This window comes from Affinundibacterium macrobrachii, assembly GCF_014652415.1.
GTDB lineage: Bacteria > Pseudomonadota > Gammaproteobacteria > Burkholderiales > Burkholderiaceae_D > Undibacterium > Undibacterium macrobrachii.
Window position 1 is genome coordinate 241,535 of record NZ_BMYT01000001.1, and the last position, 25,263, is coordinate 266,797.

The window sequence follows — 25,263 nt, forward strand, 5'->3', positions numbered from 1 at the left end:
ATTTGTCTTGCAGGTGATGCTTCAGCATCAGTCGATGAATGCATGCGCCGCAGCACATGCAATATCAAGTAGCGTCGTTCCAAAGCGGACGCGAAATAGCTTAGTTCAATTCGTTCAACGAGAACGTGATTTAGATAAATTTGCTGGGCGCGCTGTACGCTTTCCTTGCCCAAGATCACGATTTGTAGAGCTAGCTGCTCTGGTCGTGTTTGTTCTAGAATCAGCGCGTTTCGATCCACTCAAATTATTGCTATTGTTGGTTCTCAAACTACCCACTTGCGGGCGTCCTGTGCTCGTCATTGTGGCATTCATGGATTTGCCAGCGCCTACAGTATTTCTGACAGGTCGCTCTGCCGAAGCGCGCACCGGTGGCTTGACGCGCACCTGCTCGGTTTCACCCGATTCGATTTCAAACTTGGCACTGACATCTTTACCTAATACACGTACCAAGTAAGGCATGACCTCGCGCAGTGTCGCTTCTAAAGTCCATGGAGGATTGATAATAAACATCCCACTACTATGTAATCCGAATCCATCGGGTGTTGGTCCGCTGATACTTAAGGTGACATTCAACCAACCATTTGCAGGAATACGTTTTAAGCGCTCTGGCAATTGCTTCGATTCGATGCGTGATAAAACTGGATACCAAACCGCATAGGTGCCAGTCGGAAAACGCACCAGCGCATCTTCAAGGCAGACTTTGACGCGTCGATAATCGTCTTTTACTTCATATGGTGGATCAATCAATACCAAACCACGGCGTGATGGTGGTGGCAATATCGCTTTTAAGCCTTCAAAACCATCACCGGCATTAATCATAATGCGCTTTCCACGTACAGTTTGGCGCTCACCTTGTTCGGCTTTGTGCGCTTCTAGTTTGCGAAAATTTTCACTGAGAATCTTGATTTCGCTAGGATGCAATTCAAATAGACGCAAACGATCTTGTGCGCGCATCACTTCGTTTGCGCAATAAGGTGAGCCAGGGTAATAGCGCATCTTGCCACTTGGATTCAGTGTTTTCACCAGATCAAGATACGCTTGCAAGGCAGCTGGTGCATCATCTCTATCCCACAGGGGAGCGATTCCAGTTTCGTACTCTGCATTCTTGGTCGCATAGCCGGTATCTAAAGAATATAAACCCGCACCAGAATGGGTATCCACATAGGTGTAAGCGGTGTCTTTTTGGCCGAGATAATTGAGCAGTTCAATTAAAACAAAGTGTTTAAGAACGTCAGCATGATTGCCAGCGTGAAAACCATGGCGATAGCTCAGCATAGTGGGAATTCCTGAAAGATTGATGCTGCCCTGACCTGATCAAGGCAATCATATAGATGAAGATAAGCCGAGATTTTACTCTGTTTATGACATAAGCGCTTGATTTTACGATGTTTTTAGTACAGTAACGTAAGTCGTTCACAAGTATTTAGCTGGAATAGAATGGTTTTGACTTGCTGATACCGGCACAAATTGCAGATAGTTAACTAGCTACTTACGCATGCCAAGACTTACGCTACGCGCTTTCCAAAGATAATCAAATCGCGCTCTATTCCATCCAAATTCGCAACTCGCGGCATATTTGCCCAAATTTCAAAATTAAACGAAGCAAACAAATTCATGCTGGGCACATTATGTCCAAAGATAAATCCGAGCAAAGTATGTACTTGAATTTGAGGGGCGAACTGAATTGCTTGCTCAAGTAAATAACGCCCTAATCCTTGTCGACGAGTTGATTCATGCAAGTAAATCGATAACTCGGCGGTACCAGAATACGCTGGGCGTCCATAAAAATTGGAAAATGATAGCCAGCCGATAATTTGCCCATCTTTACCCTCTACCACCCACAAAGGACGCTTTTCTGGGGTGTGCTCATGAAACCAATTTAGGCGTGACTCTACAGCGATTTCTTCAGTATCTGCGGTCACCATGCGTGATGCAACGGTCGAATTGTAGATCGCCACAATTGCCGGTAAATCATGGAGGTGTGCGATTCTATGTGTGAAAGAAACTTGATTTTGCGTGGACATGGAAAATACTATCAAAAGAGTGCGATCAAAATAAAAGCGCTGAACTCAAGGACAAGTCAGCGCTATTTGGATTAAATATACGGAAGCAGAAACTAAAAGACAGTAGTTAATTACAGTGTATGTGTCGCTCGTGAAGATCGTATGGTTGCACCAAGCACTTCTTCGACGCGAGTTTTAACACGAATCCCGCTTTCATCTTGTGGGAAGTGCACACCGATTCCTTGCGATTTATTGTTGCCAGCACCAGCCGGTGTAACCCACGCCACTTTGCCAGCAATCGGGTATTTGCTCGGATCATCTAACAAAGTCAGAATCACATAAATCTCTTCGCCCAATTTATACGATTTATTCGTAGGCACAAAAATCCCACCATTTTTTAAGAATGGCATATACGCAGAAAACAAAGCGGACTTTTCTTTGATCGCCAAAGAGAGTACCGACGGCCGCGATGGAGATGGCATGTTTAAGGGAACACTGGGGTCTTGTGGTAGCTCAGCCATAATTTTTCCTATTGATGTGCGTGACTGTTTGCCATCGAGAGCTCAATTCAGCGCACATCCAAAATCTTCGTTAGATTTAGTTAAAAGCAGAAGAATATTCTAACAGCATATCCTCTAAAAATAGCTTCCCTGACAGAGGGTGACTCGCAATTGCTTGTCTTTCCTGCACATTTTTTATCAAATGCTGCAATTTATCCACGCTCACTCGATCTGAGAGCTTGGCAATATCGGTTTGGTACTTCGGATAATAGCGAATCTTTCCAGCTTGTTTGTATGAAAAAATATCATATAACCAGCGTTGTAGCCACGAAACGGTACGCGGCATATCCATTTTTTGCATTTTATCTGCGGCCTTTAAGCACACTTCCACATCAGGTTTTGCCAAACTGCGCAGCAGATCTTCAAGATCTTTAACATCGTCCGATTGCGACATCGCCAATGCCAATAAAGGCGCCCCACCTTGCTGAGCAAGCCAAACTTCTGCGTCCCGAACAGATTGTGTTTCCAACCAAGCTAAAGCTTGTGATTTACTTGGCATCGCTAACGGCAATTTGTGACAACGCGACAAAATAGTTGGCAACAAACGATCAATTTTATGCGACACCAAAATAAATACCGTATTCGTGTTAGGCTCTTCTAAAGACTTCAGCAAGGCATTTGCCGCTGGTACGTTTAGCGCTTCCGCCGGATACATCACAACGACCCTCGTACCTTGTCGATGGGTAGAGATATTCATGAAGTTAGCCAAAGCGCGAACTTGGTCAATGACGATTTCTTTAGATGGAGCCTTGCTAGATTTTGCAGATTTCTTTTCTGTTTCTTCGGTGCCCTCGCCCGCTTCTGACTCCGCGGCATCCTCTTCATCGAGTAAGCCCGGACGTACGCGACGATAATCAGGATGGCTATATTGATCGAACCAATTACAGGACAAACATGTGCCACAGGCATGGCCATCATCACTGGGTGATTCACATAGCAGAGACTTAGCTAAATGCTCGGCAAAATTTGCTTTACCGATTCCCTCAGAACCGTACAGTAAAAATGCATGCGGCATTTTGCCGCGCATCGCCATAATCTGCTTCCAAGTATCTAGTTGCCAGTCGAATAAAGGACTATTCATTTTTATTTTTCTTATTTTTCTAATTACGAAAATCACCGATAGTATTTGCATTTGAATTTGCAACCAAGGCATCAACAATCTGCTTTAACTCTTGTTGTATCGCTTCAATACTACGCGTTGAATCAATCACTTTTATGCGCGCGGGAAATTCCGCAGCGCGACGCAAATATTCATTGCGTGTATTTTTAAAGAAATCACTTTTTTCCTGCTCAAATTTATCTAAGGTGCGTGTTGCATCTAGTCGAGCACGTGCAACCTCAAGTGGAACATCAAACAGTAAAGTAAGATCAGGTTGCAAATGCGGATGAACCCACTGCTCTAGTGCATTCAATTTATCAATAGACAAATGACGCCCACCACCTTGATAGGCAAAACTCGCATCGGTAAAACGATCCGAAATCACCCAAGTACAAGCATCTAAAGCGGGTTGAATTACTTGAGCAATGTGTTCACGACGCGACGCAAACATCAATAAAGCTTCGGTTTCTAAATGCATTGTTTCTTTTAATAGCAGCGCGCGCAAAGCTTCACCAAGCGGGGTTCCACCAGGTTCACGTGTGGCGACCACCCTCACACCACGATTCTCAAGAATTTGTTGTACAAAACCGATGTGGGTAGATTTACCAGCTCCATCAATGCCTTCAAAGCTAATGAAACATCCTGTTTTTGATTTATTGTTCGTCATACTATTTCTCATTTAGACTTGGCATGCAGCGGCATGGAACTAACGTTGATATTTGTTCACTGCGCGATTGTGCTCATTTAAATTCTCTGAAAACTGACTTGTGCCATTGCCGCGTGCGACAAAATAATATGCATTGCTTGGTTCAGGATTTAAAGCAGCTCTAATCGCGTCAAGCCCTGGTAAGGCAATTGGCGTTGGCGGCAAACCAGCTCGGGTGTAGGTGTTGTAAGGCGTGTCTGTGGTTAAATCTCGCTTGCGAATATTGCCTTGAAATCGGTCGCCCATGCCATAAATCACAGTGGGATCTGTTTGCAGCAACATACCTGAGCGCAGACGATTCACAAAAACACTGGCGATCATACCGCGCTCTGAGGCCTGCCCAGTTTCTTTTTCAATGATTGAAGCCATCACCAAGGCTTGATAAGCATCTTTGTACGGTAAATTTTGTGCGCGTTTACGCCATGCCTCGTCTAACCGCGTCAGCATGGCTTGATGTGCTTGTTGATAAACTTGGACGTCGCTACTATTTTTGGCAAACAAATAAGTGTCTGGAAAAAATAGACCTTCCGGATGCGTATATTTACTGCCAATTTTTATAAGCAAATCACGATCAGAAAGTCCGGTTGTATCGTGCCGAATCGCGGGATGCGCATCAATCGCGCTGCGCATTTGTTTAAAACTCCAGCCTTCGATGATACTCAAACTGGTTAGGCTAAATTTACCTTCAACCATTTTTTGTAAAAGTTGCTGCGGTGTTTCTTGTAATTGCAATTCAAACGAGCCTGCCTTCAAACTGGCGGCTTTGCCTGTCACGCGCGCGAGTATCTCAAATAAGTAAGGATGAATTGGCACCCCTGCATCAACCAATTGGCGTGATGCGCTACGTATATTGCTTCCAGATTTAATCGTAAATTCAATTTGCTTGTCATGACGGATTGGCGCATCCATCCAATTTGTGAACCACCAAACACCGGCGGCAGACAACGCCAGTAGTATTAAAATACAAAATACCAAGAATTTTTTCAAAGAAGCCATGTGAACACTAATCTCGATTTGCTGCGATAATCATAAAAATCGCTGTCATTGTAAATGGAAGCATTACGCATTGACATAAAAACTGGAAAAAATGAGTACAACATGAGCACAACACTGCAATTTTTTGAATCCGCCAATCAATTCAATGCATCTACAATCGATCAAACGCAAATGAACAAAGGTTATATTTGCCAATTGCACGATCAAAGTTTAATTCTTGCTAATGGCGAAGATGCGCCCAGTTTTTTGCACAGTCAATTCAGTAATGACGTCGAACATTTGTCACAGAGCGAAGCGCGTTATGCGGCCTACTGCACGCCCAAAGGACGTATGTTGGCGAGCCTTTTCTATTGGAAGGACAGCGACAATATTTTGCTGCAATGCTCAGCAAGCTTGCAGCCTGCGCTGCAAAAGCGATTACAAATGTACGTGATGCGCTCCAAGGTAAAGCTCAATGATGTGAGTGAACAGTTTGCCGTGATTGGTCTAGGTGGAGAAGCTGCAACGAGTTTTTTAACAACGCTATTTGGCAAACTACCGTCAAACTTACATGAAAAAATCAGTCAGGAACAAGGAACGCTGATTCGCGTCCATGATGCGTTTGAATCAGCACGTTATCAATGGATCGTTTCGCATGAGCGATTTATCGAAATCACGTCATCCATCCCAGACCAGCTCAAAGCAGTTAATAGCAGCATTTGGCGTTTGGGAAATATTTTGGCGGGGATACCGCAAGTGCTTGAACAAAGCAAAGAGAAATTCGTACCGCAAATGATTAATTTTGAGTTAATCGGTGGTGTTAATTTCAAAAAAGGATGCTACCCAGGGCAAGAAATTGTCGCGCGTAGTCAGTATCTTGGCAAACTCAAGCGTCGTATGGCGATCGCGACTGTGAATGCAGATGCGGTTGAAGTGGCAATGGAGATTTTTTCTGACAACGATACAAGTCAAGCTTGCGGCATGATTGTGAATGCAGAACGCGGCTTTCACAAAGAATTCGTCTGTTTGGTCGAGATAAAATTAGCCGATCAAGAACAAGATAAAGTACACTTGGGGCAGCAAGATGGACCTGTTTTAAACTTCCTGCCACTGCCGTATGCGTATCTCGACGTAACTGAATAGGTGAAATATGGATTGCTATATTTACTACAAGGCCCATGTGCAAAATGCCCGTCAGGTGCAAGTAAGTGCCCAGCGCTTACAGCATTATGTGGTAGAAAATTTGTGGGCAAGTAGTGATTTTGCAATGACACCACCTTTGCTTCAACGTCGTCCAGAGCCTACAGATGGCGTGCATACTTGGATGGAAGTGTATAAAGATATTCCAGCCCAATTCGAGCAAGTTGTAAGCGATGCCGCAATTGCATCGGGCATACTCGAATACATCATCGGTGATCGACGCATAGAGTATTTTATGAATGCGGAAGAATAAGCCTCAACTTCACTATTAAATTTCACTATTAAATTTCACTATTAAATTTCACTATTAAATTTCACTATTAAATTTCAATATTAACTAAGAGCCTAAAGCAAAAAAGAGAGGTGAATCACCTCTCCTTTTTATGTCGCCTAACATGATGCTTATCAAAACTGGCACAGCCAATGATGGAAGATCAATAATCTAGCTGAGTTCTTCTAATCGCAACTTGGTGACACTGCCAGTAACGGAAGCGAGAGCTTCAATTTGCGCAATGGCAGCATCGACGTTTTTCTCTTGCGTTTGATGCGTCAACATAATGATGTCGGTACGAGATTCACCTTCGCCCGGCTCTTTCTGCAACATCGCATCAATCGAAATCGAGAAGCTCGCAAGAATCTTAGTGACATCCGCTAGCACACCTGGCTTATCTTCGACACGCATACGCAAATAGTAGCTGGTGAATACTTCCGAAATCGGCAGTACCGTTAAGTCGCTCAAGGCATTTGGCTGGAATGCCAAATATGGCACTCGATGTTCAGGATCAGCCGTTGCCAAGCGTGTGATGTCAACAACATCGGCGATTACCGAAGAAGCTGTCGGTTCTGAGCCAGCACCTTTGCCGTAATACAAAGTCGCACCCACCGCATCGCCTTGCACTAGCACCGCATTCATTGCGCCCTCTACATTGGCAATTAAACGCTTCTCTGGGATCAAGGTTGGATGTACACGCAATTCAATACCAGCCTCGCTGCGTTTGGTAATGCCTAATAATTTGATGCGATAGCCTAACTGCTCTGCATATTCAATATCGGTTGCTTCTAGTTTGGTAATGCCTTCAATATAGGCTTTATCAAACTGAGTTGGGATACCAAATGCGATCGATGCCATAATCGTCAACTTATGCGCCGCATCTATGCCTTCGATATCAAAAGTAGGATCTGCTTCTGCGTAGCCGAGTGCCTGCGCTTGCTTTAATACTGTCGCAAAATCCAAGCCTTTATCACGCATTTCGGACAAAATAAAATTCGTCGTGCCGTTGATAATGCCTGCTATCCATTGAATACGATTTGCGGTTAATCCTTCACGCAAGGCTTTGATAATCGGAATACCACCCGCCACTGCTGCTTCAAATGCGACCATCACGCCTTTATCTTGCGCAGCTTTAAACACTTCGTTGCCATGTTTAGCAATTAAGGCTTTATTCGCTGTGACCACATGTTTACCGTTGGCAATCGCCTTCAACACCAAATCTTTGGCGATATCATTGCCACCGATTAGCTCAATCACGATATCAATGTCCGGATGATTAACGACCAAGTTGCCATCGGTAACGATTTCAACCTCGCCTTTTACAATGTCTTTTGCACGCTCTACATTACGCACTGCCACCATCGTAATTTCAATCGCACGACCAGCACGGCGCATAATCTCTTCTTGATTGCGCTTGAGAACATTAAAGGTACCAGAGCCGACTGTGCCTAATCCTAATAGGCCTACTTTGATGGGTTTCATATTGAATTAAATATTAATAAAAAAAGATGGATTATAAATTATTCGACTGCCTGTTTCGCTGCAAATTCACCTGTGCCATGACGACGACGATAGCCTTCAAGGAAAGTAGCGATGCGCTTAATTGCATCGGTTAAATCGTCAGTGTTAGGAAGGAAAACCACACGGAAGTGATCCGGTGCAATCCAATTAAATCCTGTGCCTTGCACCAATAAAACTCGCTGCTCAACTAATAATTCTTGGATAAATGCTTGATCATCTTTAATCGGATAAATCTCAGGATCTAGCTTTGGAAACATATACAGTGCCGCTTTTGGCTTGACGCATGTGACTCCGGGTATTGCCGTTAACAATTTGTGCGCGAGATCGCGCTGCTTTAAAAGTCGACCACCGGGGCCAACCAAATCTTTAATACTTTGATAACCACCAAGTGCGGTTTGTATCGCGAATTGTCCCGGCGCATTCGAACATAAACGCATCGAGGCTAACATATTTAAGCCTTCGATATAATCTTTGGCGTGCCGCTTCTCACCTGAAATCACCATCCATCCAGCACGATAGCCGCAAGAACGGTAGTTCTTCGACAGACCATTGAGCGTCAAGAACAGAACATCATCGGCCAAAGAAGCGATTGATACATGCTCAGCTTCGTCATACAAAGTTTTATCGTAAATTTCGTCAGCGAATACGATTAATTCTTTTTCTCTGGCGATATCAACAATTTTCTGCAGTACATCGACTGGATATAAAGCACCGGTTGGGTTATTGGGATTGATGACAACGATTGCTTTGGTATTCGGCGTGATTTTGCGTTTAATATCCTCGATTTCAGGCATCCAATCTGCGCTTTCATCACACACATAATGCACAGGTTTGCCGCCAGATAGACTAACTGCTGCCGTCCAAAGTGGATAGTCAGGCGCAGGCACCAAAACTTCATCGCCTGGATTTAGCAAGGCATTCATGCCCATCACAATCAGTTCTGACGCGCCATTGCCGATATAAATATCATCCATTGTCACGCCACGAATCTTCTTTTCTTGGGTGTAATGCATAATCGCTTTACGCGGTGCGAACATTCCTTTGGAATCGGTATAGCCCGCCGCACTCTGCATGTTCAAAATCATGTCCTGAACGATTTCGTCCGGTGGACCAAAATTAAACACGGCTAAATTACCAATGTTTAATTTAATGATTTTCTGACCTTCTTCTTCCATCTGCTTGGCTTTTTCCAAGACTGGGCCGCGAATGTCATAACAAACGTCTGCAAGTTTTTGCGATTTTTGGATGGGGCGCACGAGACTGCTTTCAAAAAGTGAATTAAAAAATGCTGCACTGCCGAATGATCCATTCTGCCCAAAGCGCCCTATTTTATCAATGTGTTTTACCAAATTATTTTAGGAGATTTGCCAGCAGATAGACTTTTACTCTTGGTTTTTACGGTTTAGGCACAATTTAATGGATTAAATATGTTAAATCTCCGCAGGAAATCAGAGCGCCCTAGTTTGCCTTGTATCCAATTTAGCTGATAAATTAAAAATCAAGCTAATCAAATTGCAATAGCCTAAATTGCAATTCACAAACAATTTTCCATCAAGCCTATGCTAAAAAGTCTTTTACTCGCATTACCTCAAACCGACGATACCAATCACGGTTCCTCGCCTGTTAATCCATTACCAGCGTTAATGGCATTGTTTGATGGAATACGCCCAAGTTCAAAGGCAGATCAGTCACAATTGCCGAGCTTGCTACGCTTGCTTGAACAAGAACCTGAATTAATTAGCCGACTACGTTCAGCGCTTTTGCAATTATTTCAACAACGGCATGCCGTTTTGCTGTTGGCAACTTCTGGCATTTATCCAGCGACAAGTGTGCTCTCTGAAACTGTGCGTCGCGTCTCTCACAAGCTGCTGCCCGAAGTTGATGATCCTTCACAACTGAAAGATGCGCTAAGAGAAATTCTAAGACCTAGCGATGTCGAATGGATAAACGCAAGCAATCCAAACGATTGGCAAGATTTAATTCGTCTTTTAGGGTTTGACGAGAATATCAACTTGCAATCGCACACGGGGCTCACCAGCATGCTGGCAGACATCATTGAAGCCTTACGTGTGGTCGCGCATAGAATCGCTGCTGCTGGTCTGGAGCCAGAGATGTTACGTTTAGATCCGAGTTTAGAAAATCACGCCTCACCTTTCCTCGGTGTTTGTGAAGAAGCTCTCGATGTAACAAAAGCGATCGAAGCGCAACTAAATCAGAGACGCAGCTTCGAACAAAACAAAGACACCGACATTTCTCATCTTGAGGTCTTGATTACACAAGCACGTCAAACCATCGACCGCATCCGAAAACGCGCACAACAACAAGGCGCTAGTTTCTACTTAACTTTCCATTTAAGGCGTTTACAACAGCATCTTGATCGACTTACACGGTTGGCTTACCTGCTATCAAGTCTGGTGCAAAACGATAAAAAAAGCAGCGTGCAACATATTGCCGCACTGTGGCAAGAATTAGCAATTGCCGAATGCTCACAAAATAATGTGCGCCAATTTTGGCAACAAAACGCGGAATTAGTCGCCTTGCGCGTTACCGAAAATGCGGGGCGTAGCGGTGAACATTACATCACCGAGACCAGACAAGATTATTTCGCTATGTTGAAAGCCGCTGCTGGCGGTGGTTGTGCTGTTGCACTTATCGCTGCGATCAAAATCAATATCGGTATGCGCGGCTTAGCTCCGTTAGCAGAAGTATTAGCAAACTGCATAAACTATGGTCTTGGATTCGTGCTTATTCACTTATTGCACTTTTCAGTCGCGACCAAGCAACCGGCAATGACGGCGAATGCGATTGCCGCTGCGATTGGTGAAATTCAAGGTAATCCGCGTGAACGCAGACGCGACCTTGAACCGCTCGTCAGTTTGATCGCACGCACAATCAGAACACAACTCGCAGCGATCGTTGGCAATATCGGCTTAGCAATCCCTGTTGCGCTGATGATCGCGTTCTTGGTTCAGCATTTCAGCGGCGCTCATTACTTAACTCCCGCGAAAGCCAAGCACCTGTTGCAAGACATCGACATCTTGAGTGCAGGGACTTTATTATTCGCCGCAGTCGCAGGCATTTGTCTATTTTTGGCGGGGCTCATCGCGGGCTATTATGACAATTTGTGTAGCTACAGCAGAATCCCAGAGCGCTTAAATCAATTAAAGTGGGCACAAAAACTATTTGGCGTGGCACGTTGGCAGCGAGTCAGTGACTATATTCGTGACAATTTAGGCGTATTGGCTGGCAATTTTTTTCTTGGCTTCTTATTGGGTGGTGCTGCTGGTTTAGGTGCGCTGCTAGGATTGCCACTAGATGTACGTCATACGACCTTATCATCTGCGATGTGGGGCTACTCATTATTTGCGCTTGACTTCAATTTGCCTTGGCAACTGATATTAAGCACTGCACTCGGCTTCTTGGGCATTGGCATCGTCAATTTAGGCGTCAGTTTTTATTTGGCATTATCGGTCGCACTTCGCGCTCGCGGCGTCGATTTCACTCAGCGACTAGAGCTATTGAAAGCTTTAGGTCGAAGATTTAGAAATAATCCTCGAGAATTTCTGCTAGCACCTAAAAATGTTAAATAAAGTCAAATCCTCGTTCGCTAACGAAGAGGATTTGATGCGCATATCAGCGACAGTACTGTCGTTTCAAGCAAATACGACCGCAGTTCTCAATAAGGTCGATTAAAAAATCAACAAGCACCACTTTGATACACACACAGAAAAAGCTACAATGCGCCAGCTTTTTCTTCTGGCTGCGCATGCGAGGTGCGCAAAAATTATAACTATATTAAAAATCATGAAGCTGCACTCAACTAATACGCAACAATACCAAACCGTTACCGCTTACGATGAGCAAGGTGTCGAATTTAATCTAGTTCGATACGAACATAGCTTAATTGTCTTACCTGAATCTCGACCTGTGGTTTGGGACATCACTAATTTCGATGCGCTAACAGCGACACACTTTGAACAAATCGCAGCCTTGCAGCCAGATGTGGTGATTTTAGGAACAGGCAAGAAACAGCGATTTATCCACCCCAAACTGATTAGCGCCCTCAGTGCTCAACATAAGGGGGTTGAATGCATGGACAATCAAGCAGCTTGCAGAACCTATAATATTTTAATGACCGAAGGTCGCAAAGTTGCGCTTGCGCTGATCTTGGAGCAAGCATGAAACAGCATCTACATCCATCTTCACAGCAAGCAAGCACACAATCCCCGTATGATTCACCACGCACCTTATGGGCGGTGATGATAGGCTTTTTAATCGTATGGTTTTATATGCTTGGCGCAAGAACCTTGGTGCCTACTGATGAAGGCAGATATGCCGAAATGGCGCGCGAAATGGTGGCAACTGGCGATTGGATCACGCAACGCTTAAACGGCATCAAATACTTTGAAAAGCCACCGCTACAAAATTGGATGAATGCGCTCACTTTTAGTTTGTTTGGACTGGGCGACTGGCAAGCAAGATTGTGGACTGGATTATGTGGCTTAATCGGTATTGCCATCTCAAGCTATACCGCTTTCAAAATTTACGGTCGTCGTATTGCAATCAGTACGGCTGTCATTCTAGGCTCTAGTTTTTACTGGGCAGCGATGGGCCATGTCAATTCACTCGACATGGGTTTATCTGCGATGATGACACTGGCCTTGTGCGGCTTATTGCTAGCGCAACGAGATGGTGCCAACGCAAAAGAGCAACGCAATGGTATGTTGCTATGTTGGGCTGGGATGGCGCTAGCAACAATGTCAAAAGGTTTGATTGGTTTTGTTTTGCCTGGCGCGGTGTTGGTTTTATATACAATCTGGACGCGCGATTTTGGCCTGTGGTTACGCTTACACATGGGTAAAGGATTGCTGTTATTTTTCGCTATTACAGCACCATGGTTTATTTTGGTTTGGCAAGCGAACCCTGAGCATCCGCACTTCTTCTTTATTCATGAACACTTCCAACGTTTTACCAGCACGATTCATAAACGTGGTGGTGCTTGGTACTATTTTGTCCCTCTGCTGTTGATTGGAATTCTGCCTTGGTTAGGCTTATTATTGCAAAGTTTGTTTGCCGGTCTGCGTCAAGAACAAAGTAAATTTCAAGCAAAGAAAATGTTGCTGACGTGGGTAGTATTCATTTTCTTTTTCTTTAGCATTTCTGGGTCAAAGCTCCCGTCATATATTTTGCCAATTTTCCCTGCTCTAGCGATCTTGATTGCTTGTCAGTTAGAGAATATATCCACACTGAGTCTACGCATCAATGCATTAATCATGACGCTGATCGGTGCAGCATCAATCTTTATGACACCGAAAATCGCAGGCATGGCAAAACACGTCTATGAAGCACCATTTTATGCCGCCATGATTCCATGGGCATACGCTGCTGCTGGCCTGACTTTGTTTGGTGGTCTGTTCGCTTTAATTTATGCGCAACGTAATAAAGACTGGTCAGTCTTGAGTTTAGCGATTACCGTGTACTTGGCAGGACAAGCCCTCTTCATGGGGCATGACACTTGGGGTAAATATAATGCTGGCGTATATCATTTAGCAGCAATTCAAGCTGAGCTAAAAGCGGATACGCCAATTTTTTCAGTTGGGCGCTACGAGCAAGCTTTACCGTTTTATTTACAGCGCACAACCATCTTGGTTGAACATCCTGACGAAATGCAGTTTGGTGTCGGTATTCAGCCAGAACTTTGGATTCCGAAACAAACAGACTTCGTTCTTAAATGGCGCGAAATGCACGCCAAGGGTCAAAATGCGGTGGCGTTTGTACGGCAAGAAATTTATGACGATTTACAAAAACAGAATTTGCCGATGCGCGTGATTGGGCACGATCCTAAACGCGTCATTATCGCTATTCCCCGCTAATTTCTTCGCCTCTACGACGGCCACTTTACCGATTTTAGAAAGTTTATATGAGCGCAACAGCTGCCTTTCTCCCCTTTACAAAGCCAAGTATTGATGAAGAGACCATTAGCGCGGTGAATGAGGTTTTACGTTCAGGCTGGCTCACCAGCGGTCCCAAAGTAAAAGAATTAGAAGCCCAATTGTCTGCTTATTTTGGCGGACGACCAGTTCGCACATTTAATTCGGGCACCTGCACGATGGAAATTGCGCTCCGCATCGCCGGAATTGGTGCTGGCGACGAAGTAATCACCACGCCCAACTCGTGGGTCGCCACTGCCAATGTCATCATTGAAGTCGGTGCCACGCCGGTGTTTGTAGATATTGATCCTAAAACCCACAACATTGATCTAAACAAAGTAGAAGCCGCCATCACTTCAGGCACCAAGGCGATTATCCCGGTACACATGTGTGGCTTGCCTTGCGATATGGATCAGTTGTACGCAATCGCACAAAAACATCATTTACGTGTGGTAGAAGATGCGGCACAAGCTATCGGGTCAACTTGGCATGGGCAACGCATTGGTGCCTTTGGTGATTTTGTATCGTTCAGCTTTCAAGTCAACAAAAACATCATGACTGCCGAAGGTGGTTGTCTGGTATTGAACAATGAAGCAGAAGCAAAGTTGGCGGAGAAGTACCGATTGCAAGGGGTTTCACGCAGCGGCCTAGACGGCATCGATGTTGATGTACTCGGTGGCAAATACAATATGACCGATCTTTCTGCCGCAATTGGATTAGGACAATTAAAGCGCTTGCATGAATTTAATGCGCAAAGAAAAAAACTCGCGCTGCATTATTTCGATCAATTTGGCAAAGACTTTGAATCAAGTACCGGCGCGGAATTACCTGTTGCCGATTTCACTAATTCGAATTGGCACATGTTTCATATCGTCTTGCCCGAGCGAATTCATCGCTCAGAGTTTATGCAAAAGATGCTCGATCTTGGAATCGGTTTGGGTTACCACTACCGTCCTATCCATTTATTTACGCTGTATCGTGAGCGTGGTTTTACCGATGGTATGTTCCCCATTGCAGAAAGAATTGGCAAACAAATCGTTACCCTGCCCTTATTCCCTAGCATGAACGAAAGCGATGTTGATCGCGTAGTCGCTGCAGTAAAATCTTGTCTTTGATATTTTAATTACAGAAGCTCACATGCATCCTGAACTTTCAGTCGTTATTCCCGTTTACAACGAGGAAGCTGGACTTGCCAAACTCTATGCCAGACTTTATCCCGCCTTAGATAAATTGGCAGAGCGTGGTATCACTTATGAAATCGTGTTCGTCAATGACGGTAGTCGAGATCGCTCTGCCGAAATTTTGGCTGAGCAATTTCGCGCAAGGCCTGATGTCACCCGCGTCGTCTTATTTAATGGTAATTACGGTCAACACATGGCAATCTTGGCTGGATTTCAAGCGACCCGTGGCGATATCGTTGTTACGCTCGATGCAGACTTGCAAAATCCACCGGAAGAAATTGGTGCGCTGGTCGACAAAATGCGCGAAGGCTATGACTATGTCGGCTCTATTCGTCGCAAACGCCAAGATGCTGCATGGCGCACCTATCTCTCAAAAGCGATGAATCGCCTGCGTGAAAAAATCACGCGTATCAAAATTACCGATCAAGGCAATATGCTACGCGCCTATGGTCGCAATGTAATTAATCTGATCAATCAATGTAGTGAGGTCAATACTTTTGTACCCGCCCTCGCCTATACTTTTGCCCGCAAACCGACAGAAATTGTGGTGGAACATGAAGAACGTACTGCGGGTGAATCAAAGTATTCATTCTATAGTTTGATTCGTCTCAATTTCGATTTGATGACAGGATTTTCCATCATGCCATTGCAGTTATTCTCCATGATGGGGATGATCTTATCTGGCTTGTCAGGTGGCTTGGTGGTCTTGCTATTGATTCGTCGCTTCTTTCTCGGAGCTGAGGCCGAAGGACTATTCACTTTGTTTGCGATTGCCTTCTTCTTGATGGGGGTGATCTTATTTGGTATTGGTCTACTTGGTGAATACGTTGGTCGTATTTACCAACAGGTGCAAGGTCGCCCACGATTCGTCGTGCAAACAATCTTAGAAGAAAAATCCGGAGAATAAATTAATCATGAGCGATACCGGATTTGCCCAAACAGCCGAACAGCCGACGACTTCCGCGGTGGTCTTTGCGTATCACACAGTTGGTGTACGCAGCATTAAAACCTTACTTGCGCGTGGTATCGATATTCGCTTAGTGGTTAGCCATGAAGATAGTGCGAACGAAACGATTTGGTTTGAATCGGTTGCGGCTTTATGTGAGGAACAACGTATTCCTCGTATCACACCAGACAATCCCAATACACCAGAAATCATTGCCAAAATCGCGGCCTTGAAGCCAGACTTCATTTTCAGCTTTTACTATCGAAACATGCTATCGGCAGAAATGTTAGAAATCGCATCGCGCGGTGCCTATAACTTGCATGGCTCATTGCTGCCCAAGTACCGCGGTCGGGTTCCGGTCAATTGGGCAGTCTTCTATGGAGAGACTGAAACAGGCGCAACTTTGCATGAGATGACAGTCAAGCCAGATGCGGGGGCGATTATTGCGCAAACTAGCGTACCTATTTTGCCTGATGACACCGCGTTTGAGGTCTTTGGAAAACTGAGTGTCGCCGCTGAACAAACATTATGGCATGCCTTGCCATCATTAATTGCTGGCACGGCTATAAAGATTCCCAACGATTTGAGCCAAGGGAGTTATTTCGGCGGTCGTAGGCCTGAAGATGGTCGTATTGACTGGAGTCAATCAACGCAACAAGTTTATAACTTGCATAGAGCTGTTGCCCCACCATATCCAGGTGCGTTCACAGAACAAGATGGTGAAAAATTTATTATTGAAAAAGCACGCATTTTTAAGCACGCCACACTAAAACTGCCTGCAAATTTGCCGCTTGGCATATCTGTAGTGGATAATGTCATCTTTGGTGTTTGTGGTGATGGAAAAGCAATCGAGATTTTAGCTTTACAGCATCAAGGCCGCACGATGGATAATCAAGCATTAGTAAAGTTTTTCGGTCGCACTTAATGTTATTTTTGCACAAAAAATATTGACAAAAAAATCCGCGACAATTTGCGATTGTTAGACAGTTGGTTTGCTTTTCATTAGCGATACAAGCTGTAGCGACCTCACTACTCGAATTCCTACTATTTAATCTTTCAGAGAAATCATTATGAAAAAAGTCCTCATCCTCGGTGTAAATGGTTTTATTGGCCACCACTTATCCAAGCGCATCTTAGAAACAACCGATTGGGAAGTGTATGGCATGGATATGCAAACCGAGCGTTTGGGCGACTTGCTGAATCATCCTCGTATGCATTTCTTTGAAGGCGATATCACGATCAATAAAGAATGGGTCGAATACCATGTCAAAAAATGTGATGTGATCTTGCCTTTGGTGGCGATTGCGACGCCATCGACTTATGTAAAGCAACCATTACGCGTATTTGAACTCGACTTTGAAGCCAATTTACCTATCGTTCGTTCTGCTGCAAAGTATGGCAAACACTTGGTATTCCCATCGACATCCGAAGTTTATGGCATGTGCCATGACGAAGAATTCGATCCAGAGAACTCTGAACTCATTTGCGGCCCAATCAACAAGCCACGTTGGATTTATTCTTGCGCGAAACAGTTGATGGATCGTGTGATCTGGGGTTATGGCATGGAAGGTCTGAACTTCACTTTGTTCCGCCCATTTAACTGGATTGGCGCTGGTTTAGATTCTATTCATACACCGAAAGAAGGTAGCTCACGCGTTGTTACGCAATTCTTTGGTCATATCGTCCGTGGAGAAAATATCTCTTTAGTTGATGGTGGTGCACAAAAACGTGCGTTTACTTACATCGATGACGGTATTGATGCCTTGGTACGTATTATTGCAAACAAGGATGGCGTAGCATCAGGCAAGATCTACAATATCGGCAATCCTTCCAATAATCACTCTATTCGCGAACTTGCGCACATGATGCTGGAGTTGGCTACGGAATATCCTGAATATGCTGAGTCTGCTAAAAAAGTACAGTTGACTGAAACAACTTCAGCAGCGTACTACGGTGGCGGCTATCAAGATGTACAAAATCGTGTGCCTAAGATTACCAACACTTGTGAAGAATTAGGCTGGAAACCAACAACAACGATGGCTGACGCAATGCGTCACATCTTTGATGCCTACCGCAGCCAAGTTGCGCAAGCGCGCGCTTTAATGGATTAATGGATCAATGGAGTAATAGCGTCAAATTCACTACTTACAAAGCGCGTACGATTAGATAACACGCTTTGGTGAACGACTAATTCCAAATTACTTTCAGAAAAACTTCAACAGATTTATAGATGCCCACGATCGTATTAAAGATTGATGTGGACACTTACCGAGGCACCCGCGAAGGTGTGCCGAGTTTAGTGCGCATCCTCAAGCAACATCAAGCGAATGCCACATTCTTGTTTTCCTTAGGAAAGGATCACACAGGATGGGCATTGCGTCGTGCATTTCGGCCTGGTTTTTTCAAGAAGGTATCACGCACTTCAGTATTAGAACATTACGGCTTTAAAACGCTGACGTATGGTGTTTTTTTACCAGCGCCAGATATCGGTAAAGAATGTGTAGAAGAAATGCGTGCAGCAAAAAGAGCTGGCTTCGAATGTGGCATCCACTGCTGGGATCACGTAGTTTGGCAAGATAATGTCCGTCGACGTGGCGAAGCATGGACTCAAAGACAAATGCAGGCTGCATATGATCGCTATATTGAAATTTTTGGTGCGCCACCAAAAACTTTCGGTGCGGCTGGCTGGCAAATGAATCGACATGCGTTTGCACAATTAGACCAATTTGGCATTCGCTATACTTCTGACACCCGTGCATTATTGAACGAAGATGGATCACTAGAGAATCCAGCTGCAGGCCCCTATCGTTTAAGTGATGGTGATGAAGTGTTTGAAGCAGTACAAATGCCAACCACACTACCAACCTTGGATGAACTGCTAGGTGTAGAAATAAATGGTTCGGTAATTACTGAAGCGAATATTGCGGCGCATATTTTGTCTCTAACTGCTGAGCAAAAAAATCATGTCTTTACGATGCATGCAGAACTTGAAGGACAAAAGCTTGCCCCCATATTGATAGAATTGCTGAATGGTTGGAGTGAACAAGGTTACCAGTTCATTTCGATGGGGCAATATTATGCTCAATTAAAGGAGCAAGAACTGCCAGTTCATCCAATTTCATGGCGAGAATTACCAGGGCGTTCAGGCGAGCTACTCGCTTTTGATGCTAAACCAATACGATAAAGCACTCCACCACACATTTTCAGGAGATACTCGTGTCAGATAGTCATAGTACAGTTAGCGCCATAGGTTGCACAGTGCCACAATTTTCAGCAGCAATGACTGGCGCTTCTGAATTTCAATTATCCGCTTACGCTGGGAAAAAAGTCATTCTGTATTTTTATCCGAAAGACAATACCCCAGGCTGTACTACCGAAAGTATCGCCTTCCGCGATATTCATCAGCAACTTCAAGAAAATAATTCGGTGATTTTTGGTATTAGTCGCGATAGCTTACGTTCGCATGAAGGCTTCAAAAGCAAACTTGAATTGCCATTTGAATTAATTTCTGATCCGGATGAAACACTTTGCCTGATGTTTAATGTAATGAAAATGAAAAACATGTATGGCAAACAAGTGCGCGGCATAGAGCGCAGTACATTTGTGATTGACGAATCTGGTAAATTAGTGAAAGAATGGCGTGGAGTGAAGGTCGCCGATCATGCTCAAGCCGTATTAGATTTTGTGAGTAATCAAAGTTAATTGAAACCCCATCTTCATCCAATCAAAGCCGTTTCAGAAGACCGCAGCGTCTTCTCAAGCGGCTTTTGTTCTTTCTCAGCCCCTGCAAAAGCAAACCCTCAACTATTGCATTATTTATTGTTTTCTCGTTTTCCTTTTATTTCTCCAATTTTTATTAAGAGGTTCTAATGCCCCTGCCAAAAATGCCGACAAAACCAGCGGCCCTGCTTTCACCAAAAGATTATCCTAAAGCAGACAAAGGAAAATTAAATCAAATCGCGAGCGCTGAAGCGAAATCCACACAAACCAGCAAAGCTTCGATGACGTCTAAAGCTCTGCCAAAAGTCAGCGCAGCAAAGCAAAAAACAGAAAGTATTACGGCAAAAACAAGCAGCAAATCTGCCGCAACTTCGATCGCCAAAACGAAAATGACCGAGGTCATTGCAACCCACAAATCCAAAGATAATCCGGCAAAGTCGCCAGTAAGCAAAGCGGCTGACAAAAAAGGGATTACTAAGTTGTTTGTGCTCGACACCAACGTCTTGATGCATGATCCGACATCCTTGTTCCGTTTTGAGGAACATGATGTTTATCTGCCCATGATCACACTAGAAGAATTAGATGATCACAAAAAAGGCATGTCAGAAGTAGCACGAAATGCACGGCAAATTTCTCGATCATTGGATGCCTTGGTCGGCGGCATTGAGAGTGAAGATATCGAACAAGGCATTGCGCTTTCCAAACTTGGTAACAAAGACGCCAAAGGTCGATTATTCTTTCAAACCAAGCTCCAAGGCGGTGCTCTACCGCAAGGTTTGCCGCAGGGGAAAGCCGACAATCAGATTTTAGGAGTCGTGCGTGCCCTAGAAGATCAATTTCCTGGCCGCCCAATTGTACTGGTATCAAAAGATATCAACATGCGTATCAAAGCGCGTGCGATGGGTTTACCTGCGGAAGATTATTTCAATGACCATGTGCTCGAAGATTCCGATCTTCTTTACAGCGGTATCGTGCAGTTACCGAATGATTTCTGGAGCAAGCATGGTAAAGGGATTGAGACTTGGCAAGAGAATAAAAATGGACTCAGTACCACTTTTTATCGTATCACCGGACCATTAATTCCCTCTTTGCTAGTCAATCAGTTTGTCTACTTAGAACCCAACAATGGCGAAGCTTCGTTCTATGGACAAGTACGCCAAATCAATGGCAAAACCGCAGTGCTGCAAACCCTACGTGATTATGGACATTCTAAGCACAGTGTTTGGGGTGTCACATCACGCAATCGAGAGCAAAACTTTGCCTTGAATTTGTTAATGGACCCTGAATGTGATTTCGTTACCCTTCTGGGACAGGCTGGTACAGGTAAGACGCTCTTGGCGCTTGCTGCCGGACTTGCGCAAGTACTTGAAACTAAAACCTACAATGAAATTATCGTGACACGTGTTACGGTACCAGTTGGTGAAGATATCGGTTTCTTACCAGGAACGGAAGAAGAAAAAATGTCGCCATGGATGGGCGCTTTCGACGATAACTTAGAGGTTTTAAACAAGTCGGACAGCGATGCGGGCGATTGGGGACGTGCAGCGACACAAGACTTAATTCGTTCGAAGATTAAAATTAAGTCACTCAATTTTATGCGTGGCAGAACTTTTGTGAATAAATTTTTAATCATCGACGAAGCGCAGAACTTAACGCCAAAGCAGGTGAAAACATTAGTGACACGCGCAGGCCCCGGAACCAAGATCATTTGTCTAGGTAATATCGCACAAATTGATACGCCCTACTTGACCGAAGGTTCTAGTGGCTTAACCTATGTGGTCGATCGCTTCAAAGGTTGGGCACATAGCGGGCACGTCACTTTAGCAAGAGGTGAGCGCTCTCGCTTAGCTGATCATGCCAGCGAAATTCTATAATTGACGATAAACAACATAAAAGCGCGAATCGAACATGATTCGCGCTTTTTTTTTATGTAATTTGTTTGTTTGCGGAAATAATCTTTACAATCAGCAATACAGACTTACCAGCACAGAGCTTGCTTAAAGATAAATAACAATCTAGGTGTGGTTTAAGTCAATCTACTTTTCTCACAATTCACCTGCTAGGTAAAAGCCCAGCCCAACAGATGCGTGACTAATGAGCTGAATGCAACATGAATAACATGAATTCTGAAGATCCGTTTCTTTTCATCGAGGACGATGGAAACGTGAATCAAAGTGAAAGCGTCGCCGATCAAAATGTATGGAACATTTTGATCATTGATGACGATCCAGACGTGCATTCAGCGACGATGTTTGCCCTGCATGATCTCAAAATTCTCTCGCGCAATCTGCAATTTCTACACGCGTACACTACCACTGAAGCAAGACAAATTTTGATTCATCAAGAAGATATTGCTGTGGTGTTGCTCGATGTCGTGATGGAAAAAGATAATACGGGTCTTCAATTAGTAAGCTTTATTCGAGATACATTAAATCGACGAGATATTCGAATTATTCTGCGCACTGGTCAAGCTGGTTATGCCCCAGAAATTGATGCGATCCGCGACTTTGATATCAATGATTACAAAAATAAAACCGAATTAACACAAGCGAAGCTGTTTACCGCGGTTACTTCAGCGATACGTTCCTATCAACAAATTAAAATTATTTCCTCAAATAACGAAAGTTTAGAGTTGATTGTTGGTGCTGGTAGTTTGTTAATGACCGCCAACACCTTGCCGTCATTCTCCAAACTCTTACTTGATTACATCATTGAGTTATTGCAAATCGATGGACAGGGTTTTGTCTGCATCGCCAATACTTCCACCTATGATCAAAATGCCGAATATGAGACTCAACTTGGTCCGCACGCAATAGTTACCACTGACAAATTTGAAAATTACATCAATACTTCCTTAACTTTGAATGGACAAACTGACGAATTGCAGTTGGTGCAAAAAGCCTTATTCGAACAAAGACATTTATTCCATTCTCAGCAAACTGCACTCTACCTAAGCAACTTAAATGGCGCGGCAATCGTAATTTATTTGGATCAGGGATTGGAGGCAGTTCCGTACGCAAGGCACATGGTAGAACTTTTTTGCAGCAATGCTTCGGTGTGTTTGCAAAATGTGATGTTGAATTCAAAAATGCATAATCTGGCATTCTATGACCCATTAACAGGTCTGGCGAATCGACTGCAATTACTACAAAATTTACAGCAAACCTTGCATTCACAACAGCGTGCCGACAGTGTACTTGCCTTAATTGACATCAATCATTTTGCAGAGACAAATGATGCACTCGGACATCGATTTGGAGACGTATTACTCCACAGTGTAGGGCAAAGATTGCGTGAACACTTTGCTGATAATTGCAAAATTGCGCGAATCGGCAATGATATTTTCGCATTGCTTGGACATGAAGAGATTGTCTCACCGAAGCTAGTTTTGAGTCTATTTAGTACACCTTTTTCAGTCGAAAATCAATTTGTTCAATTATCGGTGAGCTTGGGATTGCTACGCCTGTGCGACTACGAATTAAGCGCGCCAGACGCACTAAAAGACGCGAATATCGCACTGAAAAGAACCAAGTCAGATCAGCGCTCAGATCACACCTACTTCACGCGTGAAATGGGAGTTGAAATAAGAGAACGCGTGCGCATGATGCATGCCCTACGTGCAGCCTTTGAAGCTGAGCGCTTGTATATCGTCTATCAACCACAAGTTGACATCGGTAGCGGTAAACCATTCGGCGTAGAAGCCTTGCTGCGGTGGAAAAACGATGATGGTGAACTCATCCCGCCAGATCAATTCATTCCTATTGCGGAGTATTCAGGTTTAATCGTCAATATTGGCGAATGGGTGTTGCGCACCGCATGTTTTGAATTAGTTCGCATTAGTGAATTAGGGTTGCAACAATTCCGTATGGCAGTGAACGTCTCACAAGCGCAGTTTATGCATCCGCTGTTCTTGCAAATGCTTAAACGTGCGCTGACTGATAGCGGCATTTCGCCGCAGAACTTAGAATTAGAAATCACAGAGTCGATGGCAATGACCGACCCTGAACTGGTGATCACCAATCTAGAAAAAATAAAAGAAATGGGTGTAAGAATTTCGATTGATGATTTTGGTACTGGCTTCTCTTCACTTAGCCAACTACAGAAACTCAAGGTGAATAAATTAAAAATTGACCGTACGTTTATCAATGAAATTTGTACAGGTACAGACGAGGGTAGCATCGCAAAAATGATCGTCGAGCTGAGTCAAAGTTTGCAACTAGAAGTCATCGCTGAAGGTGTCGAGAATCAGTTGCAAGCAGATACGCTAGAGACTTTTGGCTGCCACCATGCTCAAGGTTTTTTATTCGCCAAACCACAAAACAAAAATGATCTGTATTTTTGGTTAAAACAGTTCATCTAAGCGATAAACATTCGTCAACTACTACTTCATCCAACACACCTCAGTTAATGATCAGTTTGTGTCGCAATTGCTACAAAACTTAGTCTTCTAATCCTTGGAAACAGACGCGTAGCATGTTTTCGACGATTGCATTGGTATCCATCTTGCTAAATCGCTGCAAATATTCAACCGCTGGATCACAGCTTCGTGCATAGTAACTAAACAGAATCACATCGGGGCTCAATTTGTTACTTAAGTCTCCATTTTTTTGCGCCGCAATGACCAGTTTTTCTAACTGAGAATTCAGTTTGATCACTCTTCCGACATATTTCAAATTGCGCATCAGCATTTCGCGCACCGCATTACTTGTGGATGGTAAAAATGGCAAGCCACCATCAAGACGGACGCGAAGTGCCCATTCTAATAGCGCTGACAATTTTTCCTTTGCCGTATATTCCGCTGGAAATGATTCAAGCTGTGTGGTGGCGCCATCGAGTAAGCGAATCATTGCAGCACCGACCAAATCTTCTTTGGACTTAAAGTGTTTGTATAGACTAGGTTTGGAAATACCAATCAAATTGGCAACATCGTCCATCGTCATTAAATCAAAGCCTTTGCTTGCAAGCACTGTGGTAGTAGCGTCAAGAATCGCATCTTCACGTAGACGAAAAGCTTGATCTTTAAAATTTAGTTTGCTAAAGATACTCATAAGTATTAATATCTACCAATTGGTAGCGGTTTTTTCAAATCGGTATTAATATTAACACTGAAGTATATGTCACACAATGCTTTCAGGCCGGTCAATTTATAAA

21 protein-coding genes and 1 pseudogene are annotated in these 25,263 nt (G+C 44.0%); 13 read left to right on the forward strand and 9 right to left on the reverse strand.

What is annotated here, in order from left to right:
- Window positions 1–393 precede the first annotated feature (393 nt).
- The 6 genes and pseudogenes from IE103_RS01060 to mltG form a co-directional block, all read right to left on the reverse strand.
- A pseudogene (locus IE103_RS01060) lies at window positions 394–1,275 on the reverse strand (23S rRNA (adenine(2030)-N(6))-methyltransferase RlmJ); the annotation flags it as partial.
- A gap of 230 nt (window positions 1,276–1,505) precedes the next feature.
- Complete coding sequence (locus tag IE103_RS01065) at window positions 1,506–2,024, reverse strand: GNAT family N-acetyltransferase (RefSeq protein ID WP_189344167.1); 519 nt, start codon at window positions 2,022–2,024, stop codon at window positions 1,506–1,508.
- 110 nt (window positions 2,025–2,134) lie between these two features.
- Window positions 2,135–2,524 (reverse strand): PilZ domain-containing protein, encoded by a 390-nt coding sequence (locus tag IE103_RS01070; RefSeq protein WP_229826996.1) that lies wholly within the window; start codon window positions 2,522–2,524, stop codon window positions 2,135–2,137.
- Window positions 2,525–2,600: 76 nt separating this feature from the next.
- The gene (holB, locus tag IE103_RS01075; protein ID WP_189344168.1) at window positions 2,601–3,644 is read right to left on the reverse strand and encodes a DNA polymerase III subunit delta'; all 1,044 of its coding nucleotides are present in this window, start codon (window positions 3,642–3,644) and stop codon (window positions 2,601–2,603) included.
- A gap of 19 nt (window positions 3,645–3,663) precedes the next feature.
- Window positions 3,664–4,329 carry a dTMP kinase gene (gene tmk / locus IE103_RS01080; RefSeq protein ID WP_189344169.1) on the reverse strand — a complete coding sequence of 222 codons (666 nt, stop codon included), beginning with the start codon at window positions 4,327–4,329 and terminating at the stop codon, window positions 3,664–3,666.
- A gap of 39 nt (window positions 4,330–4,368) precedes the next feature.
- A complete protein-coding gene (gene mltG, locus IE103_RS01085; RefSeq protein WP_189344170.1) occupies window positions 4,369–5,364 on the reverse strand; it encodes an endolytic transglycosylase MltG in 996 nt (331 codons plus the stop codon).
- Window positions 5,365–5,466: 102 nt separating this feature from the next.
- On the opposite strand from mltG, the gene ygfZ reads away from it, so the two are divergent.
- Window positions 5,467–6,486, forward strand: coding sequence for a CAF17-like 4Fe-4S cluster assembly/insertion protein YgfZ (gene ygfZ, locus IE103_RS01090; RefSeq protein ID WP_189344171.1), 1,020 nt, complete (start codon window positions 5,467–5,469; stop codon window positions 6,484–6,486).
- A gap of 7 nt (window positions 6,487–6,493) precedes the next feature.
- A complete protein-coding gene (locus tag IE103_RS01095) occupies window positions 6,494–6,796 on the forward strand; it encodes a DUF4936 family protein (RefSeq protein ID WP_189344172.1) in 303 nt (100 codons plus the stop codon).
- Between the two features lie 189 nt (window positions 6,797–6,985).
- Here the strand turns inward: IE103_RS01095 and IE103_RS01100 are convergent, their stop codons facing one another.
- Together IE103_RS01100 and IE103_RS01105 are read right to left on the reverse strand one after the other, a co-directional pair.
- Window positions 6,986–8,296 (reverse strand): homoserine dehydrogenase, encoded by a 1,311-nt coding sequence (locus IE103_RS01100; protein ID WP_189344173.1) that lies wholly within the window; start codon window positions 8,294–8,296, stop codon window positions 6,986–6,988.
- Between the two features lie 38 nt (window positions 8,297–8,334).
- Window positions 8,335–9,591, reverse strand: coding sequence for a pyridoxal phosphate-dependent aminotransferase (locus tag IE103_RS01105; RefSeq protein ID WP_189344174.1), 1,257 nt, complete (start codon window positions 9,589–9,591; stop codon window positions 8,335–8,337).
- A gap of 303 nt (window positions 9,592–9,894) precedes the next feature.
- On the opposite strand from IE103_RS01105, the gene IE103_RS01110 reads away from it, so the two are divergent.
- The 11 genes from IE103_RS01110 (at window position 9,895) to IE103_RS01160 (ending at window position 24,472) form a co-directional block, all read left to right on the forward strand.
- Complete coding sequence (locus IE103_RS01110; protein ID WP_189344175.1) at window positions 9,895–11,925, forward strand: preprotein translocase subunit TatB; 2,031 nt, start codon at window positions 9,895–9,897, stop codon at window positions 11,923–11,925.
- A gap of 214 nt (window positions 11,926–12,139) precedes the next feature.
- Window positions 12,140–12,517, forward strand: a complete 378-nt coding sequence (locus IE103_RS01115; protein WP_189344176.1) for an Mth938-like domain-containing protein — start codon at window positions 12,140–12,142, stop codon at window positions 12,515–12,517.
- Entirely contained in the window at window positions 12,514–14,208 is a 1,695-nt protein-coding gene (locus tag IE103_RS01120) for a glycosyltransferase family 39 protein (protein WP_189344177.1), read from the forward strand. The genes IE103_RS01115 and IE103_RS01120 overlap by 4 nt, the downstream gene beginning before the upstream one ends.
- Before the next feature lie 47 nt (window positions 14,209–14,255).
- Complete coding sequence (locus IE103_RS01125; RefSeq protein WP_189344178.1) at window positions 14,256–15,380, forward strand: DegT/DnrJ/EryC1/StrS family aminotransferase; 1,125 nt, start codon at window positions 14,256–14,258, stop codon at window positions 15,378–15,380.
- Between the two features lie 22 nt (window positions 15,381–15,402).
- Window positions 15,403–16,353 (forward strand): glycosyltransferase, encoded by a 951-nt coding sequence (locus IE103_RS01130; RefSeq protein WP_189344179.1) that lies wholly within the window; start codon window positions 15,403–15,405, stop codon window positions 16,351–16,353.
- Between the two features lie 7 nt (window positions 16,354–16,360).
- Window positions 16,361–17,317, forward strand: a complete 957-nt coding sequence (locus IE103_RS01135; protein WP_189344180.1) for a formyltransferase — start codon at window positions 16,361–16,363, stop codon at window positions 17,315–17,317.
- 145 nt (window positions 17,318–17,462) lie between these two features.
- A complete protein-coding gene (locus tag IE103_RS01140) occupies window positions 17,463–18,503 on the forward strand; it encodes a bifunctional UDP-4-keto-pentose/UDP-xylose synthase (protein ID WP_189344181.1) in 1,041 nt (346 codons plus the stop codon).
- Window positions 18,504–18,622: 119 nt separating this feature from the next.
- Window positions 18,623–19,576: a polysaccharide deacetylase family protein gene (locus IE103_RS01145; RefSeq protein WP_189344182.1), complete on the forward strand. Its 954-nt coding sequence runs from the start codon at window positions 18,623–18,625 to the stop codon at window positions 19,574–19,576.
- 32 nt (window positions 19,577–19,608) lie between these two features.
- Entirely contained in the window at window positions 19,609–20,094 is a 486-nt protein-coding gene (locus IE103_RS01150) for a peroxiredoxin (RefSeq protein WP_268248934.1), read from the forward strand.
- A 167-nt stretch (window positions 20,095–20,261) separates the two neighbouring features.
- Entirely contained in the window at window positions 20,262–21,986 is a 1,725-nt protein-coding gene (locus IE103_RS01155) for a PhoH family protein (RefSeq protein WP_189344183.1), read from the forward strand.
- Window positions 21,987–22,222: 236 nt separating this feature from the next.
- On the forward strand, window positions 22,223–24,472 hold the full coding sequence (locus IE103_RS01160; protein ID WP_229826997.1) for a bifunctional diguanylate cyclase/phosphodiesterase: 2,250 nt from the start codon (window positions 22,223–22,225) through the stop codon (window positions 24,470–24,472).
- A 79-nt stretch (window positions 24,473–24,551) separates the two neighbouring features.
- On the opposite strand, the gene IE103_RS01165 is transcribed toward IE103_RS01160, so the two are convergent.
- Window positions 24,552–25,160, reverse strand: coding sequence for a TetR/AcrR family transcriptional regulator (locus IE103_RS01165; protein ID WP_189344184.1), 609 nt, complete (start codon window positions 25,158–25,160; stop codon window positions 24,552–24,554).
- Window positions 25,161–25,263: the final 103 nt, after the last annotated feature.